The organism is Rhizobium leguminosarum bv. trifolii WSM2297 (genome assembly GCF_000271845.1).
On sequence record NZ_JH719395.1, the window covers coordinates 1,766,738 to 1,777,995 of the forward strand.

7 protein-coding genes and 1 pseudogene are annotated in these 11,258 nt (G+C 56.8%); 2 read left to right on the forward strand and 6 right to left on the reverse strand.

The window, feature by feature from the left end; all coding sequences use genetic code 11:
• Nucleotides 1–286: 286 nt before the first annotated feature.
• Entirely contained in the window at nucleotides 287–1,747 is a 1,461-nt protein-coding gene (locus tag RLEG4DRAFT_RS24025) for an RES family NAD+ phosphorylase (protein ID WP_003580667.1), read from the forward strand.
• Between the two features lie 174 nt (nucleotides 1,748–1,921).
• Here the strand turns inward: RLEG4DRAFT_RS24025 and RLEG4DRAFT_RS24030 are convergent, their stop codons facing one another.
• The 4 genes from RLEG4DRAFT_RS24030 to RLEG4DRAFT_RS24055 form a co-directional block, all read right to left on the reverse strand.
• Nucleotides 1,922–5,221: a DEAD/DEAH box helicase gene (locus RLEG4DRAFT_RS24030; protein ID WP_003580668.1), complete on the reverse strand. Its 3,300-nt coding sequence runs from the start codon at nucleotides 5,219–5,221 to the stop codon at nucleotides 1,922–1,924.
• 588 nt (nucleotides 5,222–5,809) lie between these two features.
• The gene (locus RLEG4DRAFT_RS24040) at nucleotides 5,810–6,442 is read right to left on the reverse strand and encodes a hypothetical protein (protein WP_003580670.1); all 633 of its coding nucleotides are present in this window, start codon (nucleotides 6,440–6,442) and stop codon (nucleotides 5,810–5,812) included.
• Nucleotides 6,443–6,449: 7 nt separating this feature from the next.
• Complete coding sequence (locus RLEG4DRAFT_RS39135) at nucleotides 6,450–7,064, reverse strand: hypothetical protein (protein ID WP_003580671.1); 615 nt, start codon at nucleotides 7,062–7,064, stop codon at nucleotides 6,450–6,452.
• Nucleotides 7,065–7,752: 688 nt separating this feature from the next.
• Complete coding sequence (locus RLEG4DRAFT_RS24055) at nucleotides 7,753–9,144, reverse strand: hypothetical protein (protein WP_003580673.1); 1,392 nt, start codon at nucleotides 9,142–9,144, stop codon at nucleotides 7,753–7,755.
• 146 nt (nucleotides 9,145–9,290) lie between these two features.
• Here RLEG4DRAFT_RS24055 and RLEG4DRAFT_RS40340 point away from each other — a divergent pair, with 146 nt between their 5' ends.
• Nucleotides 9,291–9,737 carry a hypothetical protein gene (locus RLEG4DRAFT_RS40340; RefSeq protein ID WP_003580675.1) on the forward strand — a complete coding sequence of 149 codons (447 nt, stop codon included), beginning with the start codon at nucleotides 9,291–9,293 and terminating at the stop codon, nucleotides 9,735–9,737.
• Nucleotides 9,738–9,829: 92 nt separating this feature from the next.
• Here the strand turns inward: RLEG4DRAFT_RS40340 and RLEG4DRAFT_RS24065 are convergent, their stop codons facing one another.
• Nucleotides 9,830–10,741, reverse strand: a complete 912-nt coding sequence (locus RLEG4DRAFT_RS24065) for an HNH endonuclease (protein WP_003580676.1) — start codon at nucleotides 10,739–10,741, stop codon at nucleotides 9,830–9,832.
• A 19-nt stretch (nucleotides 10,742–10,760) separates the two neighbouring features.
• Nucleotides 10,761–11,233 (reverse strand): annotated as a pseudogene (locus RLEG4DRAFT_RS24070) (hypothetical protein).
• Nucleotides 11,234–11,258 lie beyond the last annotated feature (25 nt).

An 11,258-nucleotide genomic window follows, 5' to 3' on the forward strand; every position in this document is an offset into this window, starting at 1 on the left:
AATCGAACAGAGTTACAGTGCAGGCAAACACCTCGGCTTTCCAAGTAGAGAAAAATGCTCCGCCGTTAAACAGACACCGAAGAAGCGTCAGCTTATGCACAGGCATTATCTTGAAGAAGCGCTCGAACTTGCCCAGCCAAGGTAGCCACTGCACTGGGTTGAATTGCATCAACTGCCGACAGAAACGAAACGGCGCCGATGAAAAGGCGGAAACGACGGAATCTGTTGGAAGTGTAGCCGAACCTGATTATCTGTGCGCACCAATCAATATGACCTGGATTCGACTATGCACGACGATCACGAAGGCAAGCTGCTCTGCACTGACTGCGTAGGAGAACCTTTTCTCAGCGCCGAAATCGCGAGAGACGGATTGGTCCTTACTTGCGACTACTGTGGCGAAGAAGGTCCGACATTCAACATCGGTGCAATTAGCGATCGGGTCGACGGTGCGTTCCAACGCCACTTCTCACGTTCTCGCATGGAGATGAACGGCTACGAGTGGGCGATGAGCAAGGATTCAGAGAGCAGTTTTGACTTCGAACCCGAAGGCGAACAAATAGTCTATGCGATCATGAACACCGCGGAAATACCTGAGTGTGCTGCTGCCGATATACAGAGCGTACTTGAAGATCGATATAAGGATTTTGAGGCCGCCCAGATCGGTGAGACCACGGAGTACGACAGCGATCTGTACTATCATGAGATTGAGGCCGACGACCGCGAGTGGCAGGAGACGTGGTTCTCATTCGAACGTTTGTTGAAGACTGAAGCGAGATTTTTCAGCGCTCATGCCTTAAGGGTCCTGACGAGCGTCTTCGAAGGGGTCCATCTGATGAAAACGCGGAGGAATTCGCCGTTGGTCGTGAATGGCGGCCCCGGAACGCCATATGAGTTCCTGTTTCGGGCGCGAGCGTTTCAATCTTCCAGGAAGCTCGAAGCAGCACTTCTTCGACCGGATAAGGAGCTCGGCCCTCCTCCCTCCCCATTCGCGGCTTCAGGCCGTATGAACGCACGGGGAATTTCGGTGTTCTACGGCGCCACTGACCCTGAAACGGCGGTAGCTGAAGTCAGGCCGCCAGTCGGAAGCGAGGTCGTCATCGGAAAGTTTCAGGTCGTCCGGCCACTGCGCCTCCTCGACCTCACCGCACTCGGCGGCGTCGGATCAGCTGGAAGTTACTTCGACCCTGACTACGCTAACGTTCTCAGCCGCAGGATGTTTCTACGGAGCCTTAGCAGGCGAATGGCGAGACCGGTCATGCCTGACGACCAGGAATTCGAGTACCTTCCGACACAAGCGATCGCCGATTTCCTTGCAACAGATACCGTAACTCCCCTCGATGGTATCATCTTCCCGTCGGTTCAGGTCGCGGATGGCAAACCGAATGTTGTCCTCTTCCACAAAGCGTCCCTGGTGGAAACGATCCTGATCCCGGACGGAGCCGAAACCGACGTCCATACAGCCCATGAGGACGATGAAGGTTGGTCCAGAGAGTACTCTGTGGTCTGGCGCCTGCGGCCCGAAGAAAAAAAGATGCCTAAAACTGAATCTACGGACATCTTCAGCGGGTTTTGGGATCCTCCGACCGATAGGGACAACGACATCGACTTCGGCAGTGGACGCGACGTGACGCTCCATATTACCCCAAAAGATCTCGAAGTGCGCGTGATCACAGGTGTTAGCTTCGGCACCGAAGATCACAAGGTCGATCATCTCGTCTATACGGCCCCAGCGGATCCAGATTTTTAAAGCAGAAGATCGCTCGAATTCGTGTCTTTGCGACCGCGATCGGTAGAAATGCCAACGACCCTTTTGGGACAGGCAGAGCACGGCGCCACCTTTGCCTAACTCCGACCTTGACTGGCCGCAATCGTTCCTCGCCAAAATTGATTGGGGCTTATCGAAGGAGAATCGGCGCGTCCGTCACGCGCTGCAGTGGAACGTAAACGGGATCGCCCACGTGTCCATCAGGAGCGATTGCGTGGCAGCCAATAACTCGAACTGCCCCTTCTCCCGGCGCTTCAAAGCCTCAGCTTTCGAATAGCCCGGCTGGACGACCGTCATCTCATACTGGTAGTCGAACTCGTCCCACCTGTTGAGCCAGCTGATCAGATCCTGAACGCTGCCCTTCTCGAGTCTCGACACCCCGCGACGCTGCCTGCTCTCGTCTTCGCGGTTCTTCAAGCGCTCGAGCAAGCGATCCGGACGTTCTCGCCAACGGATGGCCTTCTGCGTCTGCCCGCAGACCGCGTAGAGGTCGGCGACGCGCGCGGACGGGCTTGCCTCGCTGGAATACTTGCAGTGGAACATATCGACTTTCAGCGTGTCCCCGGACCTCTTGATCGCGACGACATCGGCAGTCTCGCCGGAACCATCATCGTCGAAGATCACGTCGTAGGAATGGTTCGCCAGCAGATCCTCGATAACCCGGCGCTGGATGCTGGAAGGATCCTTGGAGGCGCCCTGCGATTCCACGCGAATGTTGGTTCCAGTCCAGTCCATCGCAATAAGACGATCGGGATCGAACGCCGGAACGTGATCGTCCGGCAGCTTGAGGAGCTCGAAGTCGAGCAACATGTCGCCGTCGGCGTAGTAGATGTGCGGCGGGTCCTCCTTGAACCAGTCGACCAGAGGCTTCGTCTTCTTGCCTATCCTGACTCCTGCGTTGCCCGCCCCGCTATAGTGCGCACCAGCCTTGTCGATCGTCATGACCAGGTCGGCAAACGACGTGTCATTGCCAACCCTGAGCACGATGTCACTGCCGGGTGCCTGGGCGGCGATACGGATGTCGCAGTCATAGATCGGGATCGACTTCCCATCGATAACGATGTCGATCTTGTCGTCCTGGCTATGGAGCACCGCCTCCGGCCAGTTCACCGCAGTGGCGTGCTTGTCCGGCATCTGCTGCTGGCGCGTCGGCAAGACAAGGCGGCGGACGATGCCGTTCGTGGTGATCGAGGTGTCGAGCAGCTTCATGCCGACCTCCCTGCACCAATCGATCCAGCCGCTGAATCCGTGTACGGACTCGTACGACCAGATTTTGCCCTTGATCGAGCAGCCCATGGTGGACTTGCCCCGATGATTGTAGCCTTGTCCGAAGATGTTGGTCTTCATTCGACCCCGGTTTGCCGGATCGTCGAAGAGCATCGGTGCGATATCGCTTCCCATGAACTGCGAATACCGAATTGGCTTTCGCACGGCCTCGGACAGGCCGAGCTGGCTCAACATCAACCGCTTGTATCCGTCAAGCACGCGGAAGATCTGCTCGCCCCGGATTCTCTTCGGCGATGGTCCGGCGATCGTCTCGGCTAGTTTCGTGTGAAGATCGCTGAGGTTCGAGCTCGTAATAAACAGGAGCTGCCTCTCGTCATCCCAATGGCACGCGTAGAGATGGTACGCCGTGTTTACGGGCTGGCGCTGGGACGTCCATTTGAGCTTTTCCTCCTCCCGCCGAACGAAGACAGCCACTCGTTCCGCCTGATTGATCGACGGTCCATCGACGATCGTTCCGGGTGGATATGCATCGAGGATCAATGAGGGGTCCCACCGCTCGCACGACGTCTCGTAGACGACGGCGCTGAGACGCGGAGTAAGCGAGTCCAGGGGGAAGTCGGTAGGTGGCTCGTCGAAGCCCTCGAAAACCTCCTGCCGCCGCTCCTCACGCTTTGTATTGCGCGTACCAAGGCCCTCGAGGATAAAGTTCCAATCGGCGTCTTCGGCATAGAGCGCGCGGAGGCTGTCACGCATTCCGGGCGCGACGACATTGGCAATGATGGTCGCATCGCCTAGATCGGTGCGCGTCCGCGTGAAGCGGCCGACGAACTGGACTGTAATGGCCTCGCTCTTGTGCTTGTCATGGAGGGCAGCGATCTTCAGATCTGGAAGGTCGAATCCCTCGCCCAGCATGTCGACGCAGACGACAATCTTGCTCTGTCCAGACCGTAGCCGCTTCAAGGCATCGTCTCTTGTGGTCTTCGACATCCGACTGTGAACGACCACAGGATTGAAGGCCCCGGCTCGTTGCAGATACAGGCGGTGTACATCGATTGCGATGTCAATCGTTCGGCATCTGGCCATCACGAGATGGTCGTGTCCCGCAGCCTTATCGCGAAGGAGCGTAGCCTTGACCCGGTCGATTATCCGTTCGTCCGCGTCTTCACGGTTGAGACCGTAAACCGCCTCGAAGCGGATCTTCTTGAAATAGCCTTCCGCATATGCCTTCGCCAGTGGGTAGACGTAGATGAACTTGCCGTCCACACGACGCCCGTCGGTACGATACGGGGTCGCCGTGAATTGCAGGATCAGGCTGTTGGTGAACTGCCCTTTGAACTCACGCCATGTTCTTGCTCCTATATGATGGGCTTCGTCCACGAATAAATGGCTGGTGAGTTCGGCCATCCTGATTTGAACCGCCGGATCGGCCTGCGCGGCCGCGTCCATCGTCGTTACGATGAGGTTTGCTCTGAGGAAAATGTCATCGACTTCAGTTGGCGACTTGGGGATTGAATCCATGACAGCGACCACAGGAAGCCGCGCGTCCGCAGCCAGGCATCCGCTATCCTTCAAGACGCCCAAACTCAGGAACTTGTCAGAAATCTGGGTGCGCAGCGCATCGCTGGGAACGACTACGAGCAAGCGCTCAGGCTGCGCTACCACGAGGAGAGCGAGCATAGTTTCAGTTTTTCCGGTGCCCGTAGGCATCACGACGGTCGCTGGCGCACTCGAGGCAGTCCAATGGCCAAGCGTCGCGTGAATGGCACCGATCTGCGGTTTCCGTAGTCCCGTTTGCGTGACAACATCGCCGACGAGCCGCTCCTCTCGAAACGTGAATGCATCTCGCCATGAGCCGCGAACCTCGCCGAGCACTGGCGCGAACTCTTCCGCAGAGAGTGCCTCGGGCTTCGTGGCGAGCGGGAACACCCATGAGCCCGGTTGGTCGTCGCGCCTCAATTCGCCGACGGTTTCTGCCGCCGGGTGACGGAGGACCTCGACCTCTCCCAGGTCGGCATTCGTCTTGCGTGGGATGACCGCGATCTTCCGAGTGTCATCGATCGAGCGAAGGAACACGCCCCTCAGGCGCTTATCCGAGAACTCGTTAGCCATGAAGCGCTCTCGACGCCCCTTGTACCGAAGTTGCCGCAACGTTGCCCCGTGGATTTTGCCTGCGATTTCATATTGCGCCGGAAGCGCGATTTCGAGGTCTTCTTTGAACAGGCTGTCCACGTCGTCTCCGAGCGCCAATCAAGCAATACCAGTGATGGTAGTAGGGACGTGCGAGAGCAGCAATCAATTTCATTGAAGAAACGAGGACCTCAAGATACTTTCCACAGAGCGTTTATACAGCGGCTTTACATAGGAACCAGGCGCTCCTCGAAATGCGCCTGGAGCGTAGTTCCGCCTGTGAACTCGAAGACAGCGTACAGCGGCACCTCCGAGTCTAGGTTCTGGTGCGTGTCGTGGGCAATGACACGTGGCGTCGACGGATGCGGCATCGTTTCACCAACAGTGACTTCACGTCGCATTCTGGCACGACGCTCCATGCTGTTATTGTTTTTCAATGCCTTCAATACGAAAACGGTGTCGTTGACAGCGCCTCGCTTACGGACCAAGTGCACATGGCCTTGTCCCTTCACCGAGGGTGGACATCACCTCCCAATCGGCGTCCCAGACTTTCGTTCTCTTGGCCATTTCGTTTATCCGGGTTCGGGCCGCGGCTACTCTCAAGTCGAAATGAATCTCAAGCGTCCGGGTTCTACAAAATCCCTCGCTTCGGGGCGGCTTCTCCGCGGCATTTGCCGTTCCAGTGACCGATTATTTTTGGCGGGTCGGCCTCGTCGCTTTATCAGTGGCTTTGCGTCGAGATGGCATATCCACTTCCGCGAATAGTTTTCCCTCGTATTGCACAAACACAGCATTCACTTTGATCTTTGCTCTTTTCGCTGCGTTCTGCGCCTTCACCGATCCGCTTTCGGGCCAAGTCCAGTGACCAATCACGGGGTCAGAGTAGATTCGTGATTGAGACTTATCTCTGATAACCCACTTCCCCGCGGGTTCTCTGCGCGGGTCAACTTCGAGGATTGACCCCCGTTCAACCTTGGAGACAAACATCTTACCACGCGACGTCTTCGCGAGCTCGATCTCTGAAAGCACAGCCGATAAGTAGCCGGGGACAGTTCGAAAGAAGATCCCGAGGACATCCCGACGTGCCTTCTGGCCAACGCGAGTAGCCAGGTCCGCAGGAGGCACCTCGTCCCAAATATTCCCTTTCGCCAAGACAAGGCCCGTCGTGTAGAGCAGGTCGTCGTTAGCGCCACCGTCTGCCGCTGTTCTCGATAGATAGGAAACTACACTCGCGAGAAAATCGTCGTACGCCTTGCGATTGTGTGCAACCGCGGACTTCAGATTTGGCAAGTCCTCCGGCTCTAGGTTCCAAAGCTCTGTCATTGTCACCTCATGGTGTCCAAAAGTTTGGTGTGAGCTCAATTCCGAATTCGGAAAATCGTTCGGCTACAGCTTGGAGGTGGGCCTCTGTCTGATGTGGACGAGTACCATACCTTCCCGAGCGATTCGAAATCTTCCAGGTCTGCGTCGCTGGAAAATACTTAATCTCTCCACCGATCCGGGCAGATTTATTCGTGGTGGAAATGAGGAGCGACGGGTGGCCGAGCTTCACATGCCCTGAAGGTATATGGGAACCTCTAGCCATGGTATAAAGAAGCTCACCAGTTTCTTCGCTCACGACTTCTTCGACGGCAAACCAAACATCTCCTGCGTGGTCAACGAGCCAGAGGATCGGGTGAACGCGATGTACAGCACCAGAGAGCAGCAGACCTGTCGTTGCCGTATCCAGATATTGCTTCAAGACTGGCGCGGTGTCGTGCTCGAGCTTCTGAACGCTTGCGGGACGCAGCTGGAACTCTTGAGGCTTCACTGGCTGCCCAGCAGGCAGACACGGGCCGAAAATGGCATCAAGTTGGTCAGGTAGGCTTGTTGTAACTGCTTTGATCCCCATGGCAAATGATCTGGCACAAGAAAATAGGAAATGCAACTTCTGTGGGAGCAGCACGTCGACTCCGCGCGAGCCTCGCGTTGCGTTATTGGAATTTCGTTACAGGAAGCACCGGGCTGACGAGATTTACTTCTCAACTTGCAACGTCATTTCTATCATCGTGGGCCGATAACCCGCTGCGACGAAGAGCTGCCTCCCAGCTTCATTCCAGTAGGCCGTCGAAAGGACGAATCTGGGTCGCTCCCTCTTCCGGAGTTCGACGCCAGTGGCATCAACCAGAATTCTGCCAATTCCCTTCCGCCCTTTCGTGAGGATCGACAAAGATGTCATGGCACCCTTTAGATCGCCTGCGACCGTCAGAGCTGTTCCGTCGACTCCGCCGCGTCAGACCCCAGCCATGAGACCTTAGCCAGCGCCGTCGCAGAGGACTACTACATCGCCAGCCACGCGGGCTGCTCTCCGGCGACCTGCGCGGAAGGGACTACTCGGCTGGCTTTTGGGCAAATAGTGGACATCAGCGTCCGGCACAGCTGGGTCGCCTGATCGGAGCCGTGGAATCTCGTCCCCCGGGGAAACCACCCGTCGCCACGCTTCTCGGCAATCCCCGCTTCACAAAATTACACAGACTCGCTTCGATCGAGACCAGACTACGCCCTCACCTCGTCCGGATCGTCGCAGACAGCATCATGCAGATGGGCAAATTATATTCCGGCTGGTGACGACGCGTACAAAATGGGTTCGACATTCAGTCGTGGATTTCCGCCCAAACGTACGATGTACATCCGGGGAGTCTGTATATTTTCGTGATACGGATCGTGGTTCCGTACCGGAGCTGACCAATTATCGGGCTCTCATCAAAGTTGCAGCGTTTGTCTATGACGTGAAATGCGGACGTCCGGACGTTCACGTCCCTGGTCAGCGTGATGTCGTTGCTTGAGACTTCCTCAGGCGCTCTGCCGGCCAATTCGTTCGAGCGAGGCTGTTTCCACGTTCCGCCCAGATATTCACCAAGGTACACCCAGCCGAAGGTCTCAGTAGACGTATCCGGTAAGGAGGCGTGGAGGTCTACCGACAACTCTGATTTGTCCAACACTTCCTGCATTTTGCCGAAGTAAGGTGATCCCTCTCCTACATATGTCAGGGCAACCGCTGGCGCCCCAGCTTCATTTCCGAAGGCGTATTTATTCCAAGAGATTGCCCACTCGTGGTTCCCGGTGAATTGAACTGATGTACCGCCTGGATCCTTAAGTGCTTGCTCTGCGGTCGCCTTCGCAGAGACTACCCAAGCCGCGCCCTCCGAACAGCTCTCGTTGACCAGCTTCGTGCAATACGCATCACCTTCGGCAATCTTAGGGTCGACATATTCTTTCTGAACGTAAGCTTGACCGGACTGAACAATAACCGCACCACCGGATGCGACAAACGCTTTCAAAGCGTCTTCATTGCTTCCACCAGACGCGGCGACAGCGAGGCCACCCAAGGCGCCTGCTACCGCCGCCTTCTTTCCCACTTCACTTATCGTTCCTGTCGGCATTGCCCCAACGCCGGCGCTGAATTCACTTGTTGCCGCTGCGTACATCCCCGCTTTTATGGCAAGGTCGACGTTTCCGTGGGTGTCATTGTACGTCTTCCAAGCAGCGTAGGCGGCAGCTCCTCCCGGCCCTCCATAAGTCGCCGCAGCGCCTTGTGCCACTTGGTTCGCAAGCTCGCTTTCTTGGGTAAGCTGGGAAGCGTTTTTGTTTGTGTTCCTCATTTGATCGATACCGATGTGCCAGATCGCATCGACTACCTTTCCTTCGCGAACACGCTTCTGAGCAGCGCTCAGAACGTCTGGAATTCCTTTTACTTGGCGTTCAGCAAACCGCTCCGCCGCGTTCACGGCATCGATACCATCGTTCGCCGCCTTGATGACAGTCCGCGCGGCGTCCCTCTTCGCTTTATCGGCGTTTGTAAGTGCTTGCTGAACCGCGGTAGTCGCGTCGCTGGCAAGCCCATTTACAAACAGGGAGCTATTCGCCACGGCTTGGTTCAGGAACTTGTCCTGAGCATCCTCGACACGTCGCCAATGGCGATGCTGTACAGGGCCATCCAAAATACTACTGTTTTCAATATTCGTCCCATCTGCGGCCTCGCCCAAGGCATCAGTCGCCCGTAGAATGTACTCCTACGATGATATAATCGGAAGTTGCCGCCCCTAGGTGGGCGATACCTAATTCGAGTTATATAGATCGGTATAACCGCGGGTCCCATCGAGACCGCGATCATGGGCAGTGACCTCTCGCAATGCTGTTGGTTGCCGACGGCATGATGAACATGCTGGGCGCCGTTCCAAACGCCACGAAGGCTGCCGAGGCCTTTCTGGGTATCAAGGTTCCCGCTGACGCCTCCGGCTTTCTCGTGAACATGGCAAGCAACCCTTGGGAAGGCGCGGATGCTTTCCTTTCGTCCATCGCTATCGACGGGACGCACTTCAACCGGACGGTTCGCCGGGCATACGACCTGCTAACCGAACTGAAGCCGATCCACGAAATCCAGCATCAGGACGAACGCGATGAATCGCTCGATTGGATCGGCTATTTCGGACGCGTCCGGCATCATGCGAGCAACGCCATCCGCGTGAGATCAGAAACGGAAGCGGCTGACTACGTTCGTCGTGGCTACGCTCTGCGAATGCGCGGCAAGGACACGAACAAGGTGAACCTGATCACTGCCGAGAACATAGTGTTCTGACAACATACGGGCGGGATGCAGGCAGTGATGTCGGCACCCCGCTCTCCCGTCACTCCGTTGAAGAACCACCGGGCTTCGGGGCGCTTTTACCATCAAATGGAGCTGAATCTCTCCCTATGCTTGGCAACATATGCTGGATGCGGCCAGAGCCTCGAATCCTTCGGCAGGTGGATTCGATCCATCTGCTTCGCGAACAGCGTCCGCAGCTCCGACGGCACCTTGTTGTGCGACACAAGGATTCGATAATCGTCCGTCAGCGAGATCAGATGCCTGTCGAAGAGCCAGTGCACCGTGGCCGAGAGTGCGATGCCATTCTGGACGACATCCGGCCCGCCGTCAGCAACCGACCATATGTGTGCAGCCTGGGCCTCGGACTTGCCGCCGCCATTGACGATCCGGAGACCCGTGATCGCGCAGCGGCTGTCGTACGCGTCGCACACCTTACGCCGGAAGCTGGCCTCCCGGATTTTGCGGTTCATCAGGATCTGCTCGATGCGGCGCTCCTGCTCGACGAGCGGGAGATCGAGCAACTCCTGGGTGGGGCCGTCCACGTGGCCGGGATCGAGTTCGAGACGTATTGCATTGTCGGCCGCCAGTGTTTCGGAAAGGCCCGCTCGCACGATCGCAGCGAAGTCGGCATCGGGAATTGTCCGGATCGATTTACCTTGCAGGTAGGCGCCGACGCGCGTCCGATCCGGTATCAAACGTAGCGACGCCTCCCAGTAACTGCCGTCACGAACGAACGGCACGGGTTCGTCGAGTTCTTCATACTGAGCCATGACCGCGTAAGCGTGACTGGGATCTTCAGGATCATCGTGGATGGCAACGACCTTCGCTGTCGCGACGTAAGCCCGGCGACCACCATTGCGTTGCGGTTCTCGATAGATGATCCACTCACCTACCAAGGATTCAGCGATGTGACGGTATGGTTTGGGAAAGTGATATCGGAACGCGATATCGTCTTTGTAACCCGAGTCCCGCTTGGTGTCGAAAATCCCCTTCAATGTCGGCCCCTGCTGTCGCTCAGCATATACAATCTCGCGCCACACCAATCCTAATAGGAACGGGCTTCCCCTCGAAGCGCACTCGAAAATTTCGCCTGTGGAAGTCCTGCTCGAAACAGACGAAGACCAGCTCGAGGTCGTTCGCGCTATCACGTTTCCCCAGTAAGCTGAGCGTGACAACGATGACCCCGCTGTACCCACGGGTCAGGCGAAACGCCACGTTGCGCATTTCGGCTGTTTCCGTATCCTTCCGGTCGTCGCGGCGCTCGTACACGACCAGAAGCGCGCGGCATCCCAGGTTTGCCTCAGGATCTCGCTGATCTCTGCCTTGAATTCCTCGGCATGCATTGCGGGACCCCAGGACAATGCCTTCTCGCCGGAATCGCTGACAACGTTGAGATAGCCGTCATACTGGTAGGCACCCGACAGCGCCTGTTCGATCATTTCGAATGCGGAGTTTTCGCTGATTGCAGTCTTGAAGAGAATTGCCATCGAATCGCTGCGTGTCATTGCCGAC

Bases quoted from the DNA above. Each gene is read 5' to 3' on its own strand.
- RLEG4DRAFT_RS24025 (WP_003580667.1), top strand. From the start codon at position 287: ATGCACGACGATCACGAAGGCAAGCTGCTCTGCACTGACTGCGTAGGA.
- RLEG4DRAFT_RS24040 (WP_003580670.1), bottom strand. From the start codon at position 6,442: ATGACAGAGCTTTGGAACCTAGAGCCGGAGGACTTGCCAAATCTGAAG.
- RLEG4DRAFT_RS40340 (WP_003580675.1), top strand. From the start codon at position 9,291: ATGCTGTTGGTTGCCGACGGCATGATGAACATGCTGGGCGCCGTTCCA.